Genomic DNA, 25,924 nt, shown 5'->3' on the forward strand with positions numbered 1-25,924 from the left:
GCCGTATACGGAACCGTACGTACTGGTGGTGTGAGAGGTCGGAGGTTAGTCACCTCCTCCTACTCGATTTGTATGGGAAATGATAAAAATTTGTAAGCTGAAGAGAAATTGGAAAAGTTTTTTAGTCACGTCATGTGTTTGTGCCTATATTTATACCATACTATAATGGAGCTTTTGTAAATAAGCTTCCCCTTTCAGGCAGCTTTGCCTGCATCATAAACAGATAGGCAATCGGAAAGATAAGTGCTGTAATATACGCTCCGAACAGCAGCGGCACAATGAATAATTGCACCAAAGTGATCACATTGTAAGGCTCCTTTACAAGTCTGTATGGACCCCTTCTGAAAAGAAGGACGCCCGGAAGCTTCAAATGCTTCAACGTCCAGAATCTTCCCAGGGTAATCATACACCATAGCTTGCCAGCGGTTAACAGGACAAATAAAAACAAAAATAAAACGTTAAATTTCTCGGGTTTAATCAGCAGCAGGCATTCAGCCAAAACAGACAGAAAAAATAGCCTTTGAAGCATATGCATCCATCTATACTTCCTCTTTTCTTTCTCAACGGCTCCCCTTTCCTCCAGCCAATGCTCATTCCTTTTTGATAAATATATTTCCAAAACCCTGACTGATAATATCATTAAAAATATGGAATAGATCCAAACTGCCAATTGTAATCACTCCTGTATATTTTACTGCCCATGAACGGGAATATTTGTTCCGTTTTTCAAATATTATCTACAAATTTTTCACATTTATGCCACAAACTTTACTAACTAAAAAGTTAGTAAAACCCATGTATAGCGCTGGATTCATATTCTTGAATAAATTGTGAACCATCTTATTTTGTAATAAATTCTATTGATACTTTGTGTATGATGAAAACAAGAGGAAATTTTATATGAAGGGATGGTAACCATGGCAAGCATTGATGAGAAAAAGAAAGAACAAGTCACACATGATGAAAAGGAACCGGATTTAAGAGGCACTTTTATATCTGTATTATTAGTAGGTCTATTTATTATCGTCAGCTGGGTTCTTGTATATGCATTATTTATTATCAGATAGAAAAAATGAAGGAGGGATAAATCATGCATTTACACAAGTTTGAAAAGATTTGGCTTATAGTCGGTATAGGATCTTTAGTTGTATTTCTATTAATTCTTGGGTTTGGTGCTTTTTGGCTTGGAACTCATCCGCAAAGTCATGGGGTCACCATCGATCCGCAAAATATAGAAGCGCATGAAGCATTTAAACCAGAAAACCTTGGGGTAACACAGGTGGAAGAAGATAAATACATTATCAATGTTGTTGCTTCCGCATTTAACTATGATTTTGGAACAGATGAGGATGGAGCTCCATTAAAACATATCCGCATTCCGAAAGGTTCCACCGTTTTATGGCAGGTTACCTCACCTGATGTTGTTCATGGGTTTAATGTTGCGGGAACAAACGTCAATATGATGGTTGAACCGGGGTATATCAGCAGTCTGGAGACGGAAATGAAGAGCACAGGAGAATTTACGATTGTATGTAATGAGTACTGCGGAACAGGTCATCATTTAATGTATGCAACTTTGGAGGTGTATGAATAATGGCAATGGAAAAACTCGAAAGGTTTTATGATAAATCAAGGCTTCCTTTAACGATATCCAAGCAGGAAGCAAGGCTGTATATGACCTTCATATATGTTGCATTTATTTCGTTGGCCATCGGCGGTCTGATGGGACTGTTGCAGACCCTGGTGCGGTCAGGAACTATTACCCTTCCATGGGGTATTGATTATTATCAAATATTGACGCTTCACGGAGTAATTCTGGCACTTATCATGACAACTTATTTTATCATTGGCTTCCAGCACGCACTCATGGGTAAAACGGTTGGTATGTCGGATAAACAGAGGAAAACTGCATGGATTGGTTTTTGGGTAATGGTTCTTGGTACCACGTTTGCTGCCATTACGATTCTCTTGGGCAGGGCGAATGTATTATATACCTTTTATGCCCCATTAAAAGCACATCCGCTCTTTTATATCGGGTTGGCTTTAGTTATTATTGGAAGCTGGATTGCTGCATTTGTTAACTGGCATCAGGTGTACAAATGGAAAAAAGAACATCCGGGCGAAAAAACACCGCTTCTTGCATTTATGGTTGTTATTAATATGGCTATGTGGTTTATTGCTTCCCTTGGCGTAGCGGTTGCTGTTTTAGTGCAGTTTATACCATGGTCTTTAGGCTATGCAGAGACCATTAACGTATTGGTCAGCCGTACTTTATTCTGGTACTTTGGCCATCCGCTCGTATATTTCTGGCTATTGCCTGCGTATATGGCCTGGTATGCTATCATTCCAAAAATTATCGGCGGTAAAATATTCAGTGACTCGCTTGCAAGACTTGCATTTGTACTGCTGTTATTTTTCTCTATTCCGGTAGGGTTTCATCACCAGCTGACAGAGCCTGGGATTGATCCTACATGGAAGTTTATTCAGGTTGTTCTTACCTTTATGGTAGTAATTCCAAGTTTGATGACAGCCTTTTCCATGTTTGCAACATTTGAGATCACCGGTCGTAAAAAAGGGTTTGGCGGTTTATTCGGTTGGCTGAAACATTTGCCGTGGAAAGATGTAAGGTTCCTGGCGCCGTTTATTGGTATGCTGGCATTTATTCCAGGTGGTGCCGGAGGTATTATTAATGCTTCCCACCAAATGAACGCCGTAGTACACAATACAATATGGGTTACAGGACATTTTCATATCACTGTTGCAACAACAGTTATTCTGACTTTCTTTGGTATCGCCTATTGGCTGATCCCCCATTTAACAGGCAGAACATTAACTCCTGCGATTAACAGACTGGGTATTATCCAAACAATAATTTGGACAGTCGGAATGACCATTATGTCGGGTGCCATGCATATTCAAGGCTTGCTTGGCGGTCCAAGACGCTCCTCCTATTCCGAATATGGGGGGACAGAGCAAGCGACTGAATGGATTTGGTACCAGGCAGCACAGGCGATTGGGGGAACAATTCTATTCATCGGCATTATTTTGATGGTTTACATTGTCATAAAACTCGCCTTCTTTGCACCTAAAGGAAATGAAGAATTTCCAATTGCAGAGGAAGAAGAAAATGCCGAACCAACACCAAAATTCTTTGACAACTATAAGCTTTGGGTAGCCATCACCATTGCGTTGATTCTCTTTGCCTATACGATACCATTTGTTGATATTATTCAAAATTCACCTCCGGGATCGCCGCCATTCGATTGGCCGATCGGAAATTCATAAAAAAAATAAAAAAATGAAGGTTGCCTGGCAATATCGGACAGCCTTCATTTTTTAAGTACTTATTGCTTTATTTAATGCTTTTTCTTCGCATGGTATCCGTACTCGCAGCAAAAGAATATGCAGGATTGGAAAAATGACTGCTGTAATATATGCTCCGAATAATAATGGAATAATGAATAATTCTGCTCCGACAACAATGTAGTTTGGGTGTTTTACATATTTATATGGTCCCTTTTTTACTAACGGAGAACCGGGCAAAACAATGATTTTAGTGTTCCAGTATTTACCCAGGGACCAAATGCACCAAATTCTCGCTATCTGCGTTAATAGAAATAACAGAAATAAAACATAGTTCAGCTGCAGGGAGGAAACATCTCGCAGCACTATTTCAATGAGTATGGAAAAGAAAAAAAAGCCATGGATAATAATAAACCATTTATAATGCTTCTTCCCTGTTTCAATAGCTCCTCTTTCTTTCATCCATTTTTCATTTCTTCTTGCTATTCTTAATTCAATTAATCGCTGGGTGATAATTAGTAAAAATAAAACCCACATGAACAGCGGCATCTTCTTACCCCCACTCCATCAGCAAGAGTTCTGAGCTAAAACCCGGCCCCATCGCAGATAATATACTTTTTTCATTTTTTCCTGCCTTCTCCAGCATCCAGGCTTTCAGCACATATAAAACAGTGGCAGAGGACATATTGCCATGATTAGCCAGGATCTGATAGGAATGCTTAAATTTATTTCCGGAAACTGTCACTGCCTTTTCCATTTCTTCAAGCACCTTTCTGCCTCCGGGATGGGCAATAAAAGAATGAAGCATGTCTTCCCGAAGATTATTTTCTTCCAGAAAACCGGTAATATGATCTTTCCAAAAGCTCTTGATAAGAGAAGGGATGCTTTTTGAAAATATCACTTCCATGCCATTATTGGTAATTTCCCATCCCATGACGTCCAGACTGTTCTGTTTTGTGGAGGAGCTTGTTTTTTTAATCTGAGGTATATTCGATAAAGTGAAGGAACGAAGCGGCGAGTGTTTTCCGACTGCCAGTGATGCAGCCACCCCATCACCAAATAAAGCTGTTCCAATTATATTGCTCTTCTTCCGGTCGGATTTTTGAAAAGTTAGACTGCATAGTTCACAGCAGACGATTAATGCTGATTTATCCGGATTTGCTGTTATAAAATCATGTGCCCGTGTGAGCCCAATTGCACCACCCGCACAACCCAGTCCCCATAAAGGCATCCGTTGAATACTTTTTTTAAAAGGACGTTCGTTCATAAGGTGAACATCTATCGACGGAGTGGAGATACCTGTGCTGGAAACAAATATAACCATGTCAATGGCCTCGTAAGGAATGTCCTTTTTAAGAAGATCCTTGTTTGACAGACAGTCATCTATGGCATCAAGTGAAAACTTTATCGCCGACTGCTGATAAAGTTCATTGCTCTCCTTAAACGTATGTCTTTTTTTAAACCAGGACGGCTCCACTGCAAACTGTCTTTTTTTGATTAATGTATTGTCAAAGACAGGAAAAATTTTACCTGATTCCCTGTCGGTGAGCGAGAAAATATCCCTGATCAACGGTTTAATTTCATGCTTTGTAATCTCATAAGGCAAAATACCGGTTCCTGCCGAGCAAATAAATGTCATGATTCACCCTTCTCATCTTTAAACAGTTATATTTTCCGTTGATTATATTTTCCCCCATACAAATAAAAAACATACAGCAGCATATCCAGCGCTTCCACAGCCTAACTTGATAAATGCTGTTCAAAAATACAGGGGGGATATGAGGCTGGAACATAACTATGGTTATACCTGGATAAAATCCAAATAAATAGAATTATGTCCCGGCCCAGGAACACTTCATCACTGATTTCTTTCGTTTAACTGAAGGATTTTTTTCCGAAATATTGATAATAATTGGTCTGAATAAAACCATTGAACAGTTTTCTCTTTTTTGTTGCCTGTTTTCCATATTTGCTCTCAAATTTTTCAAAAGCCGTAAGAATATAAACGCTCCAGGAAGGATGATTTTTCATAATGCTTCCCAGTTCCTCATAAATCCCGGCAACTTTGTTTTTATCTCCTATCCGCTCTCCATAGGGCGGATTGCCAATTAAGTATCCATTTTCTTTATGAATGCGAAGATCCTTTACCTGCAATTGTTTCCAGCTGATTAAATCACCAAGCCCCGCTTCTGTTGCATTTTTATTTGCAATCTGAACAGCATTATGGTCAATATCGGATCCGTATATTTCCAGCTTCTGATCGTAATCCGCCTTATCTTCTGCTTCTTCAAATGCCCTTTCCCAATACTTATCTTTAATAAATTCCCAATCTTCGGAAACGAACTCTCTATTAAATCCGGGTGCAATGTTTTGTCCGATTAACGCTGCTTCAATCGGAATCGTACCCGAACCGCAAAACGGATCAAGGAGTGGATCATCAGGTCTCCAATTTGTAAGCAAGACAAGTGCAGCAGCCAATGTTTCTTTTAATGGTGCTTCCCCCTGCCCGGCGCGGTAACCTCTTTTATGCAGCCCTGCACCGGATGTATCGATGGTCAGAACTGCTTCATCCTTTAATAATGCTACTTCCACTTTATAAAGGGAGCCTGTTTCAGGCATATTGGATGCCATTCCATATTTGAGCATTAACCGTTCTGCAATCGCTTTTTTTGTAATACGCTGACAGTCGGGGACACTGTAAAGCTTGGATTTTACTGATTTTCCTGTAACCGGAAACTGACCATCTTCATCAATATACTTTTCCCAAGGCAGTGCTTTTACCGATTCAAAGAGCTCATCAAAACTTTTAGCGGGGAACTTTCCAACAACGATTTTTAACCGGTCAGCTGTACGCAGCCATAAATTACATCTGGGTATGGCAGATAATGGGGCATTAAAAATGACTTTGCCGTTTTCTACTTCCACTTCATAGCCCAATTGTTTAACCTCTCCTGCAACAATAGATTCCAATCCCATGGCAGCAGTAGCCACCAGTGTTACTTCATTCATCCTATTCAGTCCTCCCGGTTCAGGGTAACGTTCTATGGTTGTTACGTATGTAATATATAAAGGTTTGACCTATCATATAAATAAAATCAGAAAAGATTTCATTCCAATTTGCATCTAAATAAGCGTTGTTGAAGAATGAAAAGACTTCTTTCCTCATTTCCCACAGATCATTTTAGCTGATTTTCTGCATATGATCTATACAACGTTCTTTTTTCGCAATGAAAAAAACCTTTCTTATAGAAAATACCATAAGAAAGGTTTATTCTTCCACTAAAGACCGTTAACTATTCGATAAGCCATGTTCTGTGCCATTGTACTGCAATCGGTGGTCATCCTCGTACTCCGGCTGCAATCATCTATCTACAAGTTTTTTATGACTTGTCCCTTATTCGGTTGATTTCCCTAATAAAGGGTGCCCCTACCATTGTTTGGGTTGCTCACTCGCGGGGTTTACCTCGTTCCACCTGTTATGTTTCCATAACAGCTCCGTCACTGTGGCACTTTCAAGAATATCATTCCCTATCACGCATGACTTAGGAATTTATTCTGCCGTTAGCCGCTATCGGCTACCTTGACTTATGATTTCGTCAAGCACGAACACTACAAACATCTCAGTTTGTGTGAGCATGGACTTTCCTCTGTAAAATACTTACAGCGATTACATGAATAGTTAACTTTTAAGTCCTTATTCATTTTACCATGCCGGGAGTTTATTTTCAAGGCGCGTTCAACATCAGTCATTTACCCATCTGAATCGGCAAATTTTCTGCCGAATACTGCTTTCTCCAAATTGGAGAGCCGCTTTAAAACATCATAATTCACCTGTGGTGCAGGCTGTGCTTGTGTCTGAGCCTGTCTTGTCCTTGTCTGCTCCTGGGAACTTTTTTTCAGACGTATATTTTCCTGCTGCAGCTTCTCAATCTCTTGGCGGAAAGTGTCATAATCCTTAATAATGATATCAAGAAATTCATCTACCTCTTCCTGATTATATCCCCGCATTGCAGTTTTAAAATCCTTTTCGAGTATATCTTTCCCCGTTAGCTGACCAAGATTTGAATTCATGCCATCACCTCATTAAATGCCATATTTGCTTCTCTTCGATTACTTATTTCATGTTCATGATAATTGTATTAATCTTATATAGAATTATACCATTATATTCATTATAGCAAAAAGGAAGGAAACTGAAAAACAGCATCCTTCCTTTTGATCAAGAAAGCAATTTTTTTATCTGCATCAATGTTTCAGGCAAAGGAAAATGCCATCTAATAATTTCAGCTATTTGTCTGTCATATCCGCCTGTTCAAAGGAAAATGGCAGCAATTCCTCCATCTTCACTGTTTTTATATCATTATGTATATTAGTAAGATGAATGGACATTGATTTATCGAAAAATTCACTCATCACCTGTCTGCATGAGCCGCACGGCGGAACTGGCCGCTTTGTATCCGCAGCGACAGCCATTTCTGCAAATTCTTTGTCCCCATTTGATATCGCCTTAAATATGGCTACACGTTCCGCGCAGCAGGAGACGGGATATGCTGCATTCTCAATGTTGCATCCTGTATAAATCTCGCCGGATTTAGTACGCAATGCAGCCCCGACCCGGAATTTGGAATATGGCACATATGCGTTTTTCATACTGTTTTTTGCTTCAGCTAATAACTGTTTTTTCATTAATTGTCTCCCCCTGCTGCTGATGGATTCCTTTCTATCTCTCTCAGCAATTGATCAAAAATGTATAGGATGGAATTATGCAGCTCCATGAAACGCTTCTCTTTCGCATCAATATAATAACTGTGCATAAGCATCAACTCCATATTTTCCCTGGTGGAAGTGACCTGTTGCGGATGCACATTTACTTTTCTTTCCTTCACCAGTTTAAGTGCATTTTTCTCCCATTCCTCAAGCAATTGAAAAATAGGTGCTGTTTCTTCCTTCACCTGCAGGAAATATTGCTTATCTTTTTTGTTTTCAGGGGGAGCGTTTGTTTTATACCTGGTTTTTAAATCACTTACATGTCTTTTCAGCTGTTCTGTTTGATTTTTTACATTCATAATTAACAACCGCCTTTAAAACTTGCCTGCTCCCTTCACCTTATCAGTTTTCGGCAACTTTAGCACCTATTTTATCACAAATATCCGGATTAATTGCCATTATTATTTACCCTGTCAATCATCGCCTTTGTATAGTAAATTTTATTTTGCTGATCCTGATATTTATGCCATATTTCACTGTCTACCTTCATCGTCAGTTTTTGATCCATGATTCGAATCTGATCCAGTAATTCCTGAAAGGAGGCTACCGCTCTTTTCTTTTCCAGTCCATTGTTTCCAAAAGTATACTTCTTTTCCGCCAATGCCATTGATATCACCTCTTTTTACAAATTTGCCTGCTATTATTTTTATATTCGATATAAATGAATGGTATCCTTCATCTTCGACAAAACTAGAAGAAAGGTTACAAAAGAAGTGACATTGTGCTTTTTTATTACTTTTACATCCCAACTTTTTCACTTCTTTACCAGTAAAAAAAACAGGAGGTATTATCGTGAAACAAAATAAAAATAAAGCAAAAAAAACGGAGACTATCCGTTCAAAATCTTTAAAGAAAGGCGATAAAAAACTGAATGGACCGAACAGGCCATCAACATAAATAAAAGGAAGGAATAAGTTACGGTCCGGAATATTTATTGCAAAACAACCGTAATAAGCGTTTATACTGTGAGGAAGTGGTCAAAAGTCTACTTGCACATGAGCAGGTAAGGAGTTTCCCTTTTTGCCTGCTCATGAATTTTTGCCTTTTAAGGCTTTTTTTAAATGTGAATAAGCAAATAAAATATTTCTCTTACGGTAAAAAGCTGATCCAATTTCCATCTTGTCCACCTTAGTTACAGGACTTTTCCATTTACTTTTTAACCCTCTTTGAATAAACCAGTCATGGCGAATGTAATCATCATGGCTGACGGCTGGATAGATCAAGCGGAGCACCGGGGCATACGGGAAGGAAAAATTCAAAAAGCGTTCATAATCTTTTCTGGAACCTGTATGTTCATGTGTTAACATATAATCCAGCACATAATCATAAATATGGGGATGAAACATGATGGATGCAATCCGTTTTCCTAAAACAATACGGTTAGTCAGCCTGGTAAACCCCTGTACATAAGCACCGTATAAACCTTTATTGGTCGGGAGCAAAATGGCACTCATCGACATTATATTTTGTAAAAAGTACGGCATTTGATGAAATACATGAAGCTGAAAATAAGGATGCTTTACAACCGGAGAATGAATCACATTTTGTTCATTAATAATCAATGAGCTGACAAGCCTGTCCTTATCCTTATATTCCCAGAAATGATGCCATTCCTTTATCATAAATAAGGAAACACGAAAATTTTTCAGCAAATGGAATAAAGGCCTATTGATTAATTTGGACTGGCTGTAAATCAGCAATTGAGGATAAGCATCGGAAAATATGAGCCAATTTGCCCGCTCGTAAGTCATAAACAGTTTAAATAGCTCTTTTTCACTGAATAATTGTTGGAAAGGAGATAAATATAAATCCGTCATATTCCAGCCTGCATTTCTTGATACCATACTTGCTATCAGTGCCCATTTTATTTCAGGGTGCTGTAAATAATACTGCAGGTAGGCATCGGTACGGCTAATATTATCGGTATTATGTTTTTTTACCTTTTTTATTATATAATGTAATAAGGTATGATCCTCTTGATTATGTCTCATAGATAAACTCGCCTTTCTATTTTGGCATGCAGGTAATTTTTTATACTGCCAGTCTGCATAAATGCGGTTTTTTAGGCATGTTCCGGCAGTATGATTGTTTGCACTTCAAAGTATAAGGGTTTCAAGGTGACAATACACCTGCAGGAATCTTAAAGAAAACCTCAAATGATAAGCCTGGTTATCTATGATATAACTATCTGTAGTTAGGCGTATTTTATACGGTTTAATTGCAACTTATGATTAGGCGGTTTAGCATGATCTTAGGAGGATGAACAATGAATTATCCTAATGGAAAGAAAAACACGGCAAAAAAAACCAGGGCTGTGAAAAGTGGTCTGGGAAATAAAATTTATGGAAATCGCGGCATGACGCTGGAGGAAGATATCAATACAACTAACCAATATTACCTTGAGGCAGACAAAGCAGTTATTCATAAAAAACCGACCCCTGTACAAATCGTGAATGTGAATTATCCGAAAAGAAGTGCTGCTGTTATTACCGAGGCTTATTTTAAACAAGCATCCACGACCGACTATAACGGGATCTACCGAAAAAAATATATAGATTTTGAAGCCAAGGAAACCAAAAATAAAACACTGTTCCCTTTGGCGAATATACACGATCATCAGATAAAACATATGAAATCAGCTGCAGATCATGGAGGGATTTGTTTTTTAATTGTCCGTTTCAGGGTATATAATGAAACGTATTATTTGCCTCTTGAGAAACTTTTATTATTTTGGAACGACAAATTAAATGGCGGAAAGAAATCCATCTCGTACCAGCAGATGAAGCAAGAAGGGTATTTGATCCCTTTTCATTACCAGGCGAGAGTCGATTATTTGGCTATTATAGATAAGCTTTACTTTTAGGGACGGAGGAATGGAGATATGGCAGATAACAGCCAAACTCGTACAGGAAGAAGACAGGCAAAAAAGTCTAAAAAGAAACCGTTATGGAAAAAAATAATGTTAAGCATATTACTTATTGTGTTATTAGCAGGACTGGGTGCAGGTGCTGTGGGAACCTATTGGATTGTAACAGCGCCTGATCTGGATGCCGCACAGTTGTCGGATCCATTATCTTCTGTAGTATTGGATCAAAATGAAGAAGTTGTAACAACGCTCGCGGGTGATGAGGATCGGACAAGGGTATCCTATGAAGATCTTCCCCAAGTATTGATCGATGCCGTTGTTGCCACAGAGGATGCTCGCTTCTTTGAGCATTCCGGAATTGATTTAAGGCGAATAGGCGGCGCAGTAATTGCCAACCTTACCCGCGGCTTTGGATCTGAAGGTGCAAGTACGATCACCCAGCAAGTAGTGGAAAATGCATTTTTGACTCCGGATAAGAAGTTAAGTATAAAAGTGCAGGAACAATGGCTGGCACTTCAGCTGGAGCGGAGGTATACAAAAGAAGAAATTCTCGAAATGTATTTAAATAAAATCTTTTACGGCAGCAGAGCATACGGGGTGGCAAAAGCAGCAGAAACCTATTTTGGGAAAGATGACTTACATGATTTAACGCTTCCTGAAGCTGCTATTTTAGCAGGTTTGCCGCAGCGGCCATCAGCCTATAACCCGTATAATAATCCAGATTTAACAGAAGAAAGAATGAACACCGTGTTAACCCTTATGGTACGCCACGGAAAGATTACGGAAGAAGAAGCGGATGAAGCCAGAGAAACCGACATCCCTTCCCTGCTTTCCGATGAGACACCGGATGATTCCACCCCTTATCCAGGATTTATTCAGCAGGTGCAAAGAGAAGTGGAAAGCAAAGTGGATGGGGCCGATATTCATACGGATGGCTTAAAAATTTATACGACACTTGATACAGATGTACAGGAGCACGTAGAATTTCTCCTGTCAAACAGCGAAAATAATCCAATTCCGTTTCCGGATGATGAAATGCAGGCCGGAATGGTCGTGCTGGATACGGAAAATGGAGCAATTCGGGCGGTCGGCGGAAAAAGAAATCAGCAGGGTGATGAATATAACAATGCTATTCAGGGCGGTCAGCAGCCGGGTTCTGTTTTTAAACCGATTATGGCTTATGGGCCGGCTATTGAATACAATCAGATCTCTACTTACCATCAGCTTAATGATGACCAGCCTTATGAAGTTGAAGGATCCAATCCAATCAGAAACTGGAACCGGTCCTATGCCGGCTGGATGACTGCCAGACATGCATTAAACCAATCACTTAACGTTCCTGCAGCCAAAGTATTGGAAGAAGTGGGCCGGGAAAATGCAAAGCCATTTGCAGAAAGTCTCGGAATTAACTTTGCTGATGATTATATGGATGTGCGTGATGCAATTGGTGGCACTAATACCAACGCCACCCCGCTGCAAATGGCAGGTGCATACCGTGCGTTTGCCAATGAAGGCATTTATAATGAACCATATGCTGTGACCAAAGTCGAATTCCCTGATGGCAGAACTGTGGAACTTAAGCCGGAGCCGGAAGCGGTTATGTCTGATTACACGGCATACATGATTACTGATATGCTCAAGACCGTTATAACGGAAGGAACAGGTACAGAAGCAAATGTTCCAGGAATCCCTGTTGCAGGAAAAACCGGAACAACAAGCTTGCCTGATGAAAGCGGGAGTCCGGATTCCTGGTTTGTCGGTTATTCAACTAATTACACGATTTCTGCCTGGACTGGCGGGTACGATGACCGTGCGCCCATTCCGCAAGGTCACACCAGAGTGCCGCATGCTCTGTTTAAAAATACAATGGAGGAAATATCCCAGGGTATAGAAACACCGGATTTCACCAGGCCGGATTCCGTGGTGGAGGTAGAAGTGGAAAAAGGTTCCAATCCTGCAGCCCTTCCAAGCAGCCATACTCCGTCCTCGGAAATTGTGACAGAGTTGTTTGTAAGAGGAACCGAACCATCCAGTACTTCGGAAAGATTTGATGAGCTGGAACCGGTGAGCGGGCTTACAGCAGAATATAATGAGGATAACAATGCCATTGAAGCGGAATGGAATTATGAAGGTGATGAGGAAGTAAGCTTTGATGTGAGCGTAAGTATTGATGGCGGCGGGATGCAAAGTCTCTCTTCCACGGAGGATACCAGTATTGAGATTTCCGAAGTGGAAACCGGTGCAGAATATGAAATTCAAGTCATTGCCGTAAGCAATGAAAATGATATGGAAAGTGAGCCTAGAACCACGAGTGTTCGTGTTCCCGGCGAGGATGAAGATGAAGAGGAAGAACAGGAAGAAAACGAGAACGAAGAAGAAAATGAGGAGAATAATGGCGGGAATATTCCTCCTGTCAATGGCTTAAGTGCCTCTTACAATGAAGGAAGCGGTATAATTGATGTAACCTGGGGCTATGACGGACCGCCGGCTTCCTTTGAAGTAAGTGTAAATGGTCAAACGCAAACCGTGGAATCCAATGGAATTGAAATAGACGGGGCAACCCCCGGGGAGGATTATACGATAAATGTGACCCCAATCGGCCAAAATGGGGCGAATGAAGGTATCAGGGGCGACACGCAAAGCACTTCTGTTTCCGTACCTGCAGAGGAAGAAGATGAAGATAATGAAGAAGACGAGGATGACGGGGACCAGGAAGAAGAGGATAATGGAGACGGATAATAATAAACATAGAGGTAAACCCCAATTTGGGTTTACCTCTATGTTTATTTAGTCAGTATGAAAAGATATTTACTCCTGCACTTTTTTCATCCGTTTCCTGCCTTCCCTGCAAACTTCAAGCAAGGGACATTCCGGACAATTTGGATTTCTTGCTTTGCAATGATACCTGCCAAAAAAAATCATGCGATGATGAGTCGCGCTCCACTCTTCTTTTGGCACTTTTTTCATCAATGTTTCTTCTACTTCAAGTACGGAATCCTTCCATCTGCAAAAAGCTAGCCGCTTGGAGACACGCTCAACATGGGTGTCAACGGCAATGGCAGGTTCATTAAACGCAACAGATGCAACAACGTTGGCTGTCTTTCGTCCTACTCCAGCCAATTTCATTAACTCTTCCTTGGAACTCGGGACTTCTCCCCCATAATCATCTATCAGCATCTGACAGAGCTTTCGAATATTTTTTGCCTTATTTCTGTAAAGGCCGATAGACCTGATATCCTGCTGCAGTTCTTCCAAAGTAACTGCCAAATAATCTTCGGGAACCTGGTATTTTTTAAACAGATCTGCAGTTACTTTATTCACTAATGCATCGGTGCACTGTGCGGAGAGAAGCACCGCAATGACTAATTCAAAAGGGTTTTTGTGGTTCAGTTCACACTGGGCATCGGGAAACATTTTTTCCATTTCATCCAGGCAAAATCTTATCTGGGCTTTCGTTAGCATGATCCTAGTCTTCTCCTTCCAGCCAGTTATAATAAAAAGATGTATCTCTTTTCTCCGCATACTGCTGTGGCGGATTCTTTTGTGCTGAGTGAAACTTCTTACTTTCATTGCGTGCATCTTCCACTGATTGAATCCCCTTCTTTTTCCAGTCTCTTAAAATCCGGTCAATATATTTAAAGTTCAATTTTCCCATAAGCACGGATTCCCTTAATCCTGCTTTGATTAAAGAAGGAGCGAGTTGATCTTCATCCAGCCAGGCATTGATCGTTTCGATTTCAAATGGTGACAGCGGTCTCCCGAATTCCTGTTCAAATAAAATAAAGATAGTTCCTTCTGTTTTTTCTTTTGAAGGCTTGTCTGTATATAATTTCACCAGAAGCGGAGCCAGGCTGTAAGCTTCACTGATTTTATGCTCTTCGTTTTCCCGCTGCTCAATAGCCAGTAAATCTTTTTGAATCAATTTACGGAGTATGTTTGCACATTCCGTTTCATCGACTGTTAAAGATTCGGCTAACTCATATGGTGTGGGGAAGTCATTATTTTCCAGCAAGAAACGCTGAATTTGCAAAATGACCATGACATCTTTTTCATTTAATCCTAAGGAAGTATAAGATGTAAGAAGTCTGGTAGGAATTTGAATCTGGTTTAATAGCATTTCCTGCAGCGGAAGTTTATTCAACATTCATTACACCCCCCGACTATTATAGCATGAAATAATTTTATTGGATGATTACTGAATTGTAAAAACGGGACGTTTGCATTCCGTTTAAACAACTATGGCTTCTTCACCTGCTGCCTTCATAAACAAAAGGACGGGACCCTTATGATGGACAGCATTTCATCAATGATCAAAAGCTGCTGCCGGTTAATAAGAATCCGCCCTTTTTAGGAGCTTTCATGCATTTGAAAGCATTTTTTAGCTTTTATTATGGATATAAGCGATTTAACAGGCGCGGGAAAGGGATTGTTTCCCTTACATGTTCTGCACCGGATAGCCAGGCTACTGTTCTTTCGAGACCTAATCCAAATCCGGAATGCGGAACACTTCCATATTTTCTAAGCTCCAGGTACCAGTTATAAGCTTCTCCCTCTAAATTATGCTGGCTGTACCTTTCTTCCATTAATGCCAAATCATCTATACGCTCCGAACCGCCGATAATTTCCCCGTAGCCCTCTGGTGCGATTAAGTCTGCACATAATACAACTTCAGGCCGGCCAGGTACAGGCTTCATGTAAAATGCTTTGATTTCAGCCGGATAATTTGTTATAAATACCGGCATGTCAAAGTTTTCGGCAATGGCTGTTTCATGAGGTGCACCAAAGTCCTCTCCCCATTCTATATCCGTAAAACCTTTTTCCTTCAATAGCTCAATTGCATCATCATAGGAAATTCTCGGAAATGGTGCTTTGATTTTTTCCAGTTTTGATGTATCTCTTTCCAACACGTTTAATTCCAGCTTACAATTTTCGAGTACACTCTGAACTACAAAGCTCACGTATTGCTCCTGTATTTCCAGGCTTTCCTCATGTTCCACAAAAGCCATTTCAGGCTCAATCATCCAGAATTCAATTAAATGTCTTCTTGTCTTTGATTTTTCCGCACGAAAGGTTGGGCCAAAGGAAAACACCTTCCCAAAAGCCATTGCAGCTGCTTCCAGGTAGAGTTGTCCGCTTTGGGATAGATAAGCTTCCTCATCAAAATATTGGGTATGAAACAGCTCTGTCGTTCCTTCAGCAGAGGCGCCTGTTAAAATTGGCGGATCGATTTTAACGTAGCCATTGTCATTGAAAAATTGATAAGTTGCCCGAATTATTTCATTCCGAATCTTCATAATGGCATGCTGTCTTTTCGAACGAAGCCAGAGGTGGCGGTGATCCATTAAAAATTCGGTTCCATGCTCTTTTGGTGTGATCGGGTAGTCAACTGCTTCATGAATAAGTTCTATACCGCTTACCTGCATTTCATATCCGAATGAAGATCTTTTATCTTCTACAATTTTTCCGGTTATGTACATAGAGGACTCCTGAGTCATGTTTTTGGCAAGCTGAAATACTTCCTCACTTACATCGTTCTTTGCTACCACTCCCTGCATAAAACCGGTTCCGTCCCGTAATTGCAGAAAAGCTATTTTACCGCTTGAGCGCTTGTTATTAAGCCAAGCACCGATGGTTACCGTTTGCTCTTTATATTGCGGCACCTGAGAGATCGTAGTTTTCACAAAAATTTCCTCCTTTAAACCTGATTGTTTACTACAAACCGTTTAATCCGCTTCGCTGCTTCTTTTAAATCCTCTGCAGAAGTAGCATAAGATAAGCGGACATTTTCCGGTGAACCGAATCCCGAACCTGGAACCAATGCCACTTTTTCTTCTTCCAAAAGTGCACTTACCCATTCATCCACTGTGGAGAATCCATTGCTTTCAGCGGCTTTTTTCACATTGGGAAAAAGATAAAATGCACCTTCTGGTTTAATGCAGGATACATTAGGGATATCATTGAGCAATCCATATAATAATTCCAATCTTTCTGCAAATGTATTTTTCATTTCAGCCAGGTTGTCTTGCCTTTCCTCATATGCTGCCAAAGCGGCATACTGGGCAATGGATGTCGGATTGGATGTGGAATGGGAAGCCAGATTTGTCATTGCTTTTATAATCTTCCACGGCCCGGCTGCATAGCCAATCCTCCAGCCTGTCATGGAATGGGATTTGGAAACACCGTTTACGATAACGGTTTTCTCTTTTAATTCTCCGGATATCTGTGCAATCGAGGTATGTTCCCCGTTGGAGTAAATTAATTTTTCATAGATCTCATCTGAAACGATAATTACATTATGCTTTAAACATACTTTTCCAAGTTCTTCTAATTCATCTCGATTGTACATTACTCCTGTAGGATTGCTTGGAGAATTGATAATAACTGCTTTCGTTTTATCTGTAATGGCAGCTTCCAGCTCTTCAGGTGTTAATTTAAATTCATTTTCTTCCCCGGCCTTCACATAGACAGGCACGCCGCCGGCCAGTTTTATCTGTTCCGGGTAGCTCACCCAATAAGGTGAAGGAACAATTACTTCATCATCAATATTTAGCAGTACTTGGAATAAAGTATATAAAGCGTGTTTAGCCCCTGTGGTCACAATAATTTCATCTGTCGTGTAATCAAGCCGGTTATCCGTTTTAAACTTGCGGCAAATAGCTTCTTTTAATGCCGGAATGCCGCCGGCAGGGGTATATTTCGTCATTCCCTCGTCCATTGCTTTTTTGGCAGCCTGAAGAATGTATTCAGGTGTATTGAAATCGGGCTCACCGGCACCAAGTCCAATCACATCGTACCCCATTGCTTTCAGTTCTTTCGCTTTTGCCGTAATGGCAAGTGTTGAAGAAGGTGTTAAAGTCTTTACCCTGTTTGCTAATTCCATGGAGGAATCCCCTTTCTAATTAAAAATTTGCGTAAATCGGTACTGTTCATAACGTGATCCATCATAAATGGACACATAATCTAAAATATACCGGTCTGATTCATCTACATATGTTAATTCCCATAGTACATTTTCATCCACGATCGCTGGAACGGCTTTGATTAAATCGCATTCTGAGCATGATTCGCTCCATAGACTTAAAATAGTCTCCTCAGATACAATTTCAGATTCATCCAATATCGTTAAATTTTTTTCCTGTCCTTCCAAAGGATAAAAAATGATTTTATTTTCATTGGCGTCATTTTCTCCAAATACAACATGGTAGGCATCGGCACCATTGAATTGTTCCATTTTATCAATGGAAACAAGTGAGGTGGCATCCAGTATCTGTGACTCGGTTTCAGCAAAATTATCCGTTTTGTCTCCCATAATGTCCTGATAAAGAAAGATGCTGTAAACAGCAGCTGAAATAAACAGGATTACTAAACTGAAGCCGGCCCATTTAAAGAACTTTTTAACTGTAGATGTTTCGTTGTCCATAAGTTATCCATCCCAATGGTGAATTTTATCCGAAAATGCAATATTTTTATATGCAATAAAAATGTTTCCGTCCGATTATCAAAATTTGTTAGTTATAGGTTCATGCCTTAATACAGATAATAAAATTACGTCGATCAGAAGAGCTAAATTATATTTACAGTATAACAGAACAGGGATAAATTACTACCTGCATTTAGTTTTAGTCGACAAAATTCTTCCAACCTATACCACACTTTTACTGCTGAATTCCACACGGAATTCAGCAGCTTTTTACATATCGGCTGTTTCCCGGAAGAATCTCATAAACAAAGAGGAACTCTGAATTCAGAACCTCCATTTTTTAAAACCAGTCTTTTGCCTTTTCCATCAGTTCTTTGGTTGACGTATTGGTTAAAGGCACATCCGGTATGGAATCAATAAAATATTTGCCATAGCGGGCATTGATAATGCGTGTATCACAGATAAATACGATGCCGCGGTCACGCTTTGAGCGGATTAAACGTCCAAATCCCTGCTTAAAGCGAATGACAGCATGCGGTAAAGCGAGTTCCATAAAGGCATTTCTGCCGGCGGCTTTTAGATAAGCAGATTTTGCTTCATATTTCGGATGATCCGGCGGCTGGAAAGGAAGCCTTACAATCATTAACGCAGATAAGTCATCCCCCGGTATATCCACACCTTCCCAAAAAGAACTTGTACCCAATAGTATTGCCTGTTCAAAGGTTTGAAAATTCTTCTTCAGTCTTGATCGGCTGCTGCTTGAAATTCCCTGGGCCAGCAATACAAACGGGTGGGACTCCAGGTTTTCTTTTAGAATATAATATGTTTTCCGCAGCATGTCGTACGAGGTAAACAAGACAAGCATTCTTCCGCTGGTTACTTCGGCCAATGACAGAATCGCTTCACTTGTCGCATAAATAAAATCCTCCTGTTTTCCGTATTTAATATCAGGAAAATCATTTGGTATAAGCAGCTGCACCTGACTCTGATAGGAAAAAGGAGAATCAATTTTCCTGGTTACAAGCCGTTCCTTATCAATCCCCAGCTCATTTTGTATGAATGAAAAGGATTTTTTCATTGTCAGTGTAGCACTTGTTAAGATAACACTATCCTTTTTATTGAAAAAGTCATTGGACAGGAATTTGGACATATCAATGGGTTCACTATAGAGATAAACTGCATTCTTCGCTCCGGATGCTTCAATTTCAATCCACTTGACCTGATCATTGGAGTCCTCTGTTAAAAATAAATGCTCCAGCCGGTCAATAAACAACTGAACGGTTTCCATATGTCCTTTCAGTTCATCCCTATCCATTTTATCGAAATTTTCCTGTTTGGCAAAGGATTCTTCCGTCATGGAAAGAATATGGATTAAATCACGCAAATAGAAGATCAGTCTAGTAACCATATCTATAATGAGTCCCCACTGATCCGATTTTTCTTTTTCGTTCTCAAATCGATATTGGGTCCTTCCGACATCACTTAATGATTTATTCCTGTTGCTTTGTTCGATAACATATTGAAATATTTGCCGGAATACATCATCTATTTCATTTTTTGCATGAAGAAGGATTTCATCCCATTTACTTAATGGAAGATGATCGGTATCTCCTTGAAGCTGCTGTAGAATTTTAGAAAATAATTTAGACTCTTCTCCGTGCAAGCCTATTTGGTTTAATGTATACAGCATATTTGCGTAATCAATTTTCAGGCCATAGTGGCTTGCTGCAATTTCCTGAAAATGATGTGCCTCATCAATGATTATTTTTTCATAGGCAGGCAGTATCTCATAATCATTAAACATATCTGTACAGATTAAAGCATGGTTTGTCACGATTATGTCTGCTTTTTGAGCCGACTTTTTTGCTTTTTGGTAGTAGGATTTTTTAAACCATGGTGAGTAAGTATCTGTATACCCTTCTTTATCTGTGGAAACACGCTGATAAAATAAATAACCGCTTGCAGGCAAATGAATTTCATCAATATCTCCTGTGTCTGTTTCCGTTAACCAGACGAGAATCATTGCTTTCGTCAGTGCAATATCATAATTATCATGATCGGTTTCCGCTAGTTCCTTTTCAAACTTTTCCAGGCTGATGTAATGGTTTTTTCCTTTTAATAAGGCAATGGAAAAAGGCAAACCAAGCAGTTCTCTTATTAAAGGAATTTCTTCTTCCAGCAGCTGGGATTGCAGCTGTGTTGTAAATGTACTTACAACCAATCGTTTTTTGGTTCTTAACGCCTCATAAACGGAGGGCAATAAATATGCAAGTGACTTCCCTGTACCGGTTTCGGCTTCTATCAGTGCATGATGATGCATTTGGAAGGCATCATGTATTATCTCGGACATTTCACGCTGCCCTTCCCTTTTTTCATACCCCGGTAAAGTTTGCTCCAGTGCGCCGTTTTCTTCATAAATATGATCCAAATAATCCCCGAAAGAGGTATCGATATGTAAATCTTCTTTCTCGGTTTCCTCTATTTGTTTAAATGCCAATCCTCGATATGTTTCTATTCCCGGCGGGTTGGAAGCGGAAAATGCTGATTTGTCCAGCTGTTCCTGTAATAGAGGATACAGATCTGACTTGAGACTTTTTTCCAATTTTATTAGATGGTCAACCGTTTCATATGGCATGGTAGTCAGTTTGTTTTTTAACTTTATTAATAATTTTGCAGTAACATATGCATCGGAGGCAGCACGATGCGGATCATCATGATGAATATCCAGAAATTCGGTTAATTGACTCAATTTAAAACTTGGAGCTTTTGGAAACAATATTCTTGACAGCTCTACCGTATCAATCACCGGTTTTTTTAATCCTTCCAACCCAATATTCTTTAGTTCCCCGTTTAGGAAACCAAGATCAAATGGTACATTATGGGCTACAAGATAGCTGTCTTTAAAAAAAGCCGTTATTTCCTCCGCTTTTTCCGAAAAGAATGGGGCTGAAGCAACATCTTTATCATCTATTCCGGTTAAATTTGTAATAAATTCCGGAATCGGCATGCCCGGGTTTAGAAATGTAGCGTATTCATCCACTATTTCATTGTTTTCGATGACGTTAATACCCACTTCAATGATTTTATCGCCTTTTGCCGGGGACTGTCCCGTTGTTTCCAGATCAATTACTGTGTACCTGTCCATGCCCTCACCTCTTTCACACTTTTCATTATTAGATTATCCGGATAAAGCTGTTTGCTGCCAGCTTCCGGTCATTCGCACGCTTAATAAAAAAACCCTTATCCATTAATCCGATAAGAGTTTTAGGCTTGTGCGTTCCTACAATTCCGTTAATGGCGGTTCTTCTTCAATGAGTTTCTCGATCTGGTTTTTTTCATTCATGATGGCAACTTTTGGTTTATAGGAATCCAATTCTTCTTCTGAAACCATGGCATAAGATATAATGATGACCGTATCCCCTTTTTGAACCAGCCTTGCAGCTGCTCCGTTTAAACAAATAACCCCGGAACCTTTTTCACCGGGAATGACATAGGTTTCCAGCCGGGCACCATTATTGTTATTGACAATCTGCACTTTTTCATGCGGCAGGATGCCTACTTTCTCCAGCAGCTCCCGATCTATTGTAATACTTCCTACATAATTTAAGTTAGCTTCTGTTACGGTTGCCCTGTGAAGCTTTGCTTTCATCATTGTTCGAAACATGGTGGTTACTCCTCTGATTTAAAAACATGAATTGTTCGGCCGCTTTCGTCAAATAAAAGATTATCGATCAGCCTTGCCTTTTCAAAATGGACTGCTGCAGCCAATATAACTTGTCCCTTCACTTCCATTACAGGTTTTAAGCCGGGATAGCTTAACAGTTCTACATAATCAATTTCTCCACTTGTATTATGTTTGATTGTATCCATAACCTCTTTTTTAATCATAGCAGGATTTTTTTCTCCGTCAATAACGAATTGCTGTCCTTTTTTTAAAGCTTTATATATCCAGATTGCTTCTTCCTTTTCATCCCTGCTCAAATTAACATTTCTGGAGCTTTTGGCTAGTCCGTTTTCCTCCCGTACTGTCGGCAGACCAACTAATTGAACAGGAAAATTTAAATTCTGAATAAGCAGATCCACGACGGCAACCTGCTGCGCATCCTTCATTCCGAAGTAAACTCTATCCGGATTTATCATGTTAAAAAGCTTTGTAAGTACAGTTATAACACCATCGAAATGACCGGGCCTTGACCTGCCGCACAACATTTCCGTTCTATCTGTAACATGCATGGAAATTTGCATTTTTTTTGGGTACATTTCTTTTACAGCAGGTATAAATAATATATCTGCACCTATTTCCTTTGCCAGTTTTTCGTCTTGCTCCTCGTCCCGCGGATATTGTTCAAAATCTTCATTTTCACCGAACTGCAGCGGATTGACAAATATACTGACAATAAGAATATCATTTGCTTTTCTTGCTTCTTTCATTAAACTAAGGTGTCCCTCATGAAGAAATCCCATTGTAGGCACAAAACCGATTTGTTTATGTTGTTTGATCAGTAATTTTGTTTTTTTTCTTAATGATTGGACAGAACGTATAATCTCCATATGAATCCCTGCTTTAAGTAGTTGGTAGGTTTGCTTTGTTTTTCATAATAAACGAGTGTTTGTCTGTAGGAAATGCCTGTTTTTTTACATCTGATACATATGATTTAATTGCTTCAATTCCTTGCTGATTGAAATCTCCATAAGGCTGTACAAATTTAGGCAGCCGGTCAACACCATATTTCAGAATATCATGGTATACTAATACCTGCCCGTCACAATGTATCCCGGCACCGATTCCTATAGTAGGAATACCAATCTCATTTGTAATTATTTCTGCCAATTCCTTGGGAACACATTCCAGTACTAATGCGATTGCCCCGCAATCCTCCACTTTCCTGGCATCATCAAGCAATTGCCGTGCAGCTTTTTTATCTTTTCCCTGCACTTTAAAGCCGCCCAGTACATTCACGGATTGCGGGGTCAGGCCAAGATGAGCCGTAACCGGAATTCCGGCCTCTGTTAAACGCTTCATTAATTCCAGATTTTCTTCAGCTGCCCCTTCAATTTTTAATGACTGTGCATCTGTTTCCTGTATAATTTTACGGGCGGACTTGAGTGATTCCTCCATGGAAATGTGATAGGACATAAAAGGCATATCCACTACAACGAAAGTATTTGGCGCCCCCCGTTTTACCGCTTTTGCGTGATGGATCATATCCTGAACGGTTACCTGTATCGTTGATGAATAGCCGAGTACTGTCATACCTAATGAATCACCGACCAAAATGGTGTCCACACCTGATTCCTCGGCGGATTTTGCGGACGGGTAGTCATAAGCTGTAACCATTGCAATTTTGTCCTTTTCCTCTTTCATTTTCTTCAGATCATTTCTCGTTAACATTTTCATCCCCCTTATTGTTAAACCATTCAATTTCTGCAGAATACAATGTTTGTAAATCCCCGTTATCATCCTCCACCACCAGTGCACCATCCTCGGATATACCCTTGAATATAGCTTCCCGGTTTTTGTTCATTGTCTTAATTTGAATCCGTTGGTCAACTTTAAATCCATAGCTTTCCCATTTTTTCTTTATATCGGAAAAACCATTTTCAATATAAAAATCATAGGCTTTTTCAAAAGTTGTAATAATGTTTTGAAACAACGCTTTCATCGACCAATTTTTCCCTGTTTCCACTTTTAATGAAGTCGCCTGCTTTTTAATCGTCTCTGCTGTTAATTCTGTTTCTTCCTGGTTCACATTTAAACCGATTCCGATCACAATATATTGAATCCGATCCTGTTCTGCCTGCATTTCCGTTAATATACCGGCACACTTTTTTTCATTGATCAATATGTCATTCGGCCATTTTATCATTGGTTCCGTTTGTGTATGCCGCCCTAAAGCATCTGCCAATACTGCAGCAGTAAGCAGTGTCAGTTGAGGGGCCCGCCGCGGCTGGAGTTCCGGGCGCAAAATCAGACTGAACCAAAGCCCTTGATCCTTTGTTGAGTGCCAATGGCGATTCATTCGGCCTTTTCCTTCTTTTTGTTCATCGGCTATGACAACTGTGCCATGCGGGGCGTTATTGCGTGCCGCTTCATGGGCAATAAGCTGAGTGGAGGCAACTGTTTCTTTATGTATAATTTTGGTGCCTGCCCAATCTGTGTTCAGCCCCCATTTTAGCGTGTTTTCACTCAACTTTTCCGGAAAACCTGTAATGCGGTAGCCTTTATTTGATTGGGCCTCTATTTGGTACCCATCTTTTTTCAGCTCATTCATATGCTTCCATATGGCGCTTCTGGAAATGTTTAATTCATCTGACAGTAATTGTCCGGAAATATAATTATCTTTTTCTTTTGCCAGAAGGCCGATTAATTTATTTCGGGTGGATTCCATTTTATCCACTCCTTTATTGTCTCATTATAATTCTCCAGTTTACCGGTGACAACCGCTTTTTCAATTTTGTGCAGCGTTTCCTGCATCCATGGACCTTTTTCGGCTTCCGGAAATAGATCGATCAAATCGTAACCATTAAAAGCAAGATCATTTTTTGACTGAATCGGCAATGTTTCTGCTTTGTCTTTTAGTCCCTGTAATGAAAGATCCCCGTTAAGCTTTATGCATTGGATCAATCGGATAAATCCTTCAAAATATTTCTCATTCAGTTTATAAATAAGCCAGGGATGTAGTCCAAACGTGATATAGTCTTTAATGGCTGTATTGAGCTGAAGCGCTTCTTCTTTCGTTTTATTGGAGCATTTCCACTGCTTCACCCAGTCTGTTATCGTTATGCTGTCATCCAAATAATACATTAATGCTATTAACTCTCCAAATGAGTGTAAAGGAATCATTGGTTTAGGCAGCATATAAATCAGTTGCAGGTTGTCTTTTATAATCGGCAATTCAGTATACACACCGGACTTTTTCAAATAATCCAGTCCCTGATTAATATGCGGTCCTGAAAAAAACTTTGCCAGCTCGCTTTGAATTCGCTCCACTGCAAGGCTTTGGATGGATGACTTTACATTTATCATCGCCTCCATTGTTTCCGGATGAATCGTAAAGCCAAGACGGGATGTAAAGCGCAATGCGCGTATAATTCGAAGCGGGTCCTCCTGAAAGCGATCAGCTGCATTTCCTACTGTACGTATCAGTTTATCGCGGAGGTCTTTTTGTCCCTCAAATAAATCCAGAATATATCCATTTCCATCCATGGCAAGTGCATTAATTGTAAAGTCTCTCCGCCTGAGGTCTTCATCAATCCGATCGATAAATGTAACGGAATCCGGATGGCGCTGGTCGGAATAATTCCCATCGATCCGAAAAGTTGTCACTTCATAGGATTGATGATCATGCCGGACTATGACTGTCCCGTGTTCAATCCCAACCGGGATGACTTTAGTGAAAATTTGTTTAATTTCTTCAGGTGAAGCTGAAGTGGCAATATCAATATCTCCTATTTCCCTTTGCAGTAAATAGTCGCGCACACAGCCGCCGACAAAATATGCTTTACAGCCGTGCTGCTCAATTTTTCGAATGATCGGTTTTGCTTTCTTAAAAGGTTGTGGAAGCATG

The 25,924-nt window shown here is 40.0% G+C and carries 26 protein-coding genes and 1 other RNA gene; 6 read left to right on the forward strand and 21 right to left on the reverse strand.

Annotated elements, in window-relative coordinates:
- Nucleotides 1-160: 160 nt before the first annotated feature.
- The gene (locus GHD25_RS16435) at nucleotides 161-670 is read right to left on the reverse strand and encodes an isoprenylcysteine carboxylmethyltransferase family protein (protein ID WP_164218863.1); all 510 of its coding nucleotides are present in this window, start codon (nucleotides 668-670) and stop codon (nucleotides 161-163) included.
- A 247-nt stretch (nucleotides 671-917) separates the two neighbouring features.
- Here GHD25_RS16435 and GHD25_RS16440 point away from each other — a divergent pair, with 247 nt between their 5' ends.
- The 3 genes from GHD25_RS16440 to GHD25_RS16450 are packed head-to-tail and all read left to right on the forward strand — an operon-like array spanning nucleotide 918 to nucleotide 3,285.
- Nucleotides 918-1,067 carry a cytochrome c oxidase subunit 2A gene (locus tag GHD25_RS16440; RefSeq protein WP_164218865.1) on the forward strand — a complete coding sequence of 50 codons (150 nt, stop codon included), beginning with the start codon at nucleotides 918-920 and terminating at the stop codon, nucleotides 1,065-1,067.
- Between the two features lie 23 nt (nucleotides 1,068-1,090).
- Nucleotides 1,091-1,594 (forward strand): cupredoxin domain-containing protein, encoded by a 504-nt coding sequence (locus GHD25_RS16445; protein WP_164218866.1) that lies wholly within the window; start codon nucleotides 1,091-1,093, stop codon nucleotides 1,592-1,594.
- Entirely contained in the window at nucleotides 1,594-3,285 is a 1,692-nt protein-coding gene (locus tag GHD25_RS16450) for a b(o/a)3-type cytochrome-c oxidase subunit 1 (protein ID WP_164218868.1), read from the forward strand. The genes GHD25_RS16445 and GHD25_RS16450 overlap by 1 nt, the downstream gene beginning before the upstream one ends.
- A gap of 51 nt (nucleotides 3,286-3,336) precedes the next feature.
- On the opposite strand, the gene GHD25_RS16455 is transcribed toward GHD25_RS16450, so the two are convergent.
- The 8 genes from GHD25_RS16455 to GHD25_RS16490 form a co-directional block, all read right to left on the reverse strand.
- Nucleotides 3,337-3,852: an isoprenylcysteine carboxyl methyltransferase family protein gene (locus GHD25_RS16455; RefSeq protein ID WP_164218870.1), complete on the reverse strand. Its 516-nt coding sequence runs from the start codon at nucleotides 3,850-3,852 to the stop codon at nucleotides 3,337-3,339.
- A 4-nt stretch (nucleotides 3,853-3,856) separates the two neighbouring features.
- Entirely contained in the window at nucleotides 3,857-4,942 is a 1,086-nt protein-coding gene (locus GHD25_RS16460) for a type III polyketide synthase (RefSeq protein ID WP_164218872.1), read from the reverse strand.
- A 236-nt stretch (nucleotides 4,943-5,178) separates the two neighbouring features.
- Nucleotides 5,179-6,312: a THUMP domain-containing class I SAM-dependent RNA methyltransferase gene (locus tag GHD25_RS16465; RefSeq protein ID WP_164218874.1), complete on the reverse strand. Its 1,134-nt coding sequence runs from the start codon at nucleotides 6,310-6,312 to the stop codon at nucleotides 5,179-5,181.
- A gap of 287 nt (nucleotides 6,313-6,599) precedes the next feature.
- Nucleotides 6,600-6,982: RNase P RNA component class B (gene rnpB, locus GHD25_RS16470), an RNA gene on the reverse strand.
- A 71-nt stretch (nucleotides 6,983-7,053) separates the two neighbouring features.
- Nucleotides 7,054-7,374: a cell division regulator GpsB gene (gene gpsB, locus GHD25_RS16475; protein ID WP_164218877.1), complete on the reverse strand. Its 321-nt coding sequence runs from the start codon at nucleotides 7,372-7,374 to the stop codon at nucleotides 7,054-7,056.
- A gap of 216 nt (nucleotides 7,375-7,590) precedes the next feature.
- Nucleotides 7,591-7,989: a cytidine deaminase gene (gene cdd / locus GHD25_RS16480; RefSeq protein WP_164218879.1), complete on the reverse strand. Its 399-nt coding sequence runs from the start codon at nucleotides 7,987-7,989 to the stop codon at nucleotides 7,591-7,593.
- On the reverse strand, nucleotides 7,989-8,369 hold the full coding sequence (locus GHD25_RS16485) for a DUF1798 family protein (protein ID WP_164218882.1): 381 nt from the start codon (nucleotides 8,367-8,369) through the stop codon (nucleotides 7,989-7,991). Before GHD25_RS16485 ends, cdd begins: the two co-directional genes overlap by 1 nt.
- A gap of 89 nt (nucleotides 8,370-8,458) precedes the next feature.
- Nucleotides 8,459-8,677, reverse strand: a complete 219-nt coding sequence (locus GHD25_RS16490) for a hypothetical protein (RefSeq protein ID WP_164218884.1) — start codon at nucleotides 8,675-8,677, stop codon at nucleotides 8,459-8,461.
- A 185-nt stretch (nucleotides 8,678-8,862) separates the two neighbouring features.
- Between GHD25_RS16490 and GHD25_RS19830 the strand changes: the two genes are divergently transcribed.
- A complete protein-coding gene (locus tag GHD25_RS19830) occupies nucleotides 8,863-8,967 on the forward strand; it encodes a spore protein (RefSeq protein ID WP_240452395.1) in 105 nt (34 codons plus the stop codon).
- A 131-nt stretch (nucleotides 8,968-9,098) separates the two neighbouring features.
- Here the strand turns inward: GHD25_RS19830 and GHD25_RS16495 are convergent, their stop codons facing one another.
- Entirely contained in the window at nucleotides 9,099-10,061 is a 963-nt protein-coding gene (locus GHD25_RS16495) for a DUF2515 family protein (protein ID WP_164218886.1), read from the reverse strand.
- A gap of 275 nt (nucleotides 10,062-10,336) precedes the next feature.
- On the opposite strand from GHD25_RS16495, the gene recU reads away from it, so the two are divergent.
- Nucleotides 10,337-10,933 carry a Holliday junction resolvase RecU gene (recU, locus tag GHD25_RS16500; protein WP_164218888.1) on the forward strand — a complete coding sequence of 199 codons (597 nt, stop codon included), beginning with the start codon at nucleotides 10,337-10,339 and terminating at the stop codon, nucleotides 10,931-10,933.
- An 18-nt stretch (nucleotides 10,934-10,951) separates the two neighbouring features.
- On the forward strand, nucleotides 10,952-13,675 hold the full coding sequence (locus tag GHD25_RS16505) for a transglycosylase domain-containing protein (RefSeq protein WP_164218890.1): 2,724 nt from the start codon (nucleotides 10,952-10,954) through the stop codon (nucleotides 13,673-13,675).
- 69 nt (nucleotides 13,676-13,744) lie between these two features.
- On the opposite strand, the gene nth is transcribed toward GHD25_RS16505, so the two are convergent.
- The 11 genes from nth to GHD25_RS16560 all read right to left on the reverse strand — a co-directional run bounded on the left by nth (nucleotide 13,745) and on the right by GHD25_RS16560 (nucleotide 25,923).
- The gene (gene nth / locus GHD25_RS16510; protein ID WP_164218892.1) at nucleotides 13,745-14,398 is read right to left on the reverse strand and encodes an endonuclease III; all 654 of its coding nucleotides are present in this window, start codon (nucleotides 14,396-14,398) and stop codon (nucleotides 13,745-13,747) included.
- 4 nt (nucleotides 14,399-14,402) lie between these two features.
- Nucleotides 14,403-15,080 carry a DnaD domain-containing protein gene (locus GHD25_RS16515; protein ID WP_164218894.1) on the reverse strand — a complete coding sequence of 226 codons (678 nt, stop codon included), beginning with the start codon at nucleotides 15,078-15,080 and terminating at the stop codon, nucleotides 14,403-14,405.
- A gap of 244 nt (nucleotides 15,081-15,324) precedes the next feature.
- Nucleotides 15,325-16,617 (reverse strand): asparagine--tRNA ligase, encoded by a 1,293-nt coding sequence (gene asnS / locus GHD25_RS16520; protein ID WP_164218896.1) that lies wholly within the window; start codon nucleotides 16,615-16,617, stop codon nucleotides 15,325-15,327.
- 14 nt (nucleotides 16,618-16,631) lie between these two features.
- Complete coding sequence (locus GHD25_RS16525; protein ID WP_164218898.1) at nucleotides 16,632-17,816, reverse strand: pyridoxal phosphate-dependent aminotransferase; 1,185 nt, start codon at nucleotides 17,814-17,816, stop codon at nucleotides 16,632-16,634.
- 15 nt (nucleotides 17,817-17,831) lie between these two features.
- Entirely contained in the window at nucleotides 17,832-18,356 is a 525-nt protein-coding gene (locus GHD25_RS16530; RefSeq protein WP_164218900.1) for a cell wall elongation regulator TseB-like domain-containing protein, read from the reverse strand.
- 340 nt (nucleotides 18,357-18,696) lie between these two features.
- Nucleotides 18,697-21,501, reverse strand: a complete 2,805-nt coding sequence (dinG, locus tag GHD25_RS16535) for an ATP-dependent DNA helicase DinG (RefSeq protein WP_164218902.1) — start codon at nucleotides 21,499-21,501, stop codon at nucleotides 18,697-18,699.
- A gap of 135 nt (nucleotides 21,502-21,636) precedes the next feature.
- On the reverse strand, nucleotides 21,637-22,020 hold the full coding sequence (gene panD / locus GHD25_RS16540) for an aspartate 1-decarboxylase (RefSeq protein WP_164218904.1): 384 nt from the start codon (nucleotides 22,018-22,020) through the stop codon (nucleotides 21,637-21,639).
- Between the two features lie 5 nt (nucleotides 22,021-22,025).
- Nucleotides 22,026-22,907 carry a pantoate--beta-alanine ligase gene (gene panC / locus GHD25_RS16545; protein ID WP_164218906.1) on the reverse strand — a complete coding sequence of 294 codons (882 nt, stop codon included), beginning with the start codon at nucleotides 22,905-22,907 and terminating at the stop codon, nucleotides 22,026-22,028.
- 13 nt (nucleotides 22,908-22,920) lie between these two features.
- Entirely contained in the window at nucleotides 22,921-23,748 is an 828-nt protein-coding gene (gene panB / locus GHD25_RS16550) for a 3-methyl-2-oxobutanoate hydroxymethyltransferase (protein ID WP_164218908.1), read from the reverse strand.
- The gene (locus GHD25_RS16555) at nucleotides 23,732-24,745 is read right to left on the reverse strand and encodes a biotin--[acetyl-CoA-carboxylase] ligase (RefSeq protein WP_164218909.1); all 1,014 of its coding nucleotides are present in this window, start codon (nucleotides 24,743-24,745) and stop codon (nucleotides 23,732-23,734) included. Before GHD25_RS16555 ends, panB begins: the two co-directional genes overlap by 17 nt.
- Nucleotides 24,721-25,923: a CCA tRNA nucleotidyltransferase gene (locus GHD25_RS16560; protein WP_164218911.1), complete on the reverse strand. Its 1,203-nt coding sequence runs from the start codon at nucleotides 25,921-25,923 to the stop codon at nucleotides 24,721-24,723. The genes GHD25_RS16555 and GHD25_RS16560 overlap by 25 nt, the downstream gene beginning before the upstream one ends.
- Between the last annotated feature and the right edge of the window lies 1 nt (nucleotide 25,924).

The organism is Virgibacillus aidingensis (genome assembly GCF_010994035.1).
Classification (GTDB): Bacteria; Bacillota; Bacilli; order Bacillales; family Amphibacillaceae; genus Virgibacillus_N.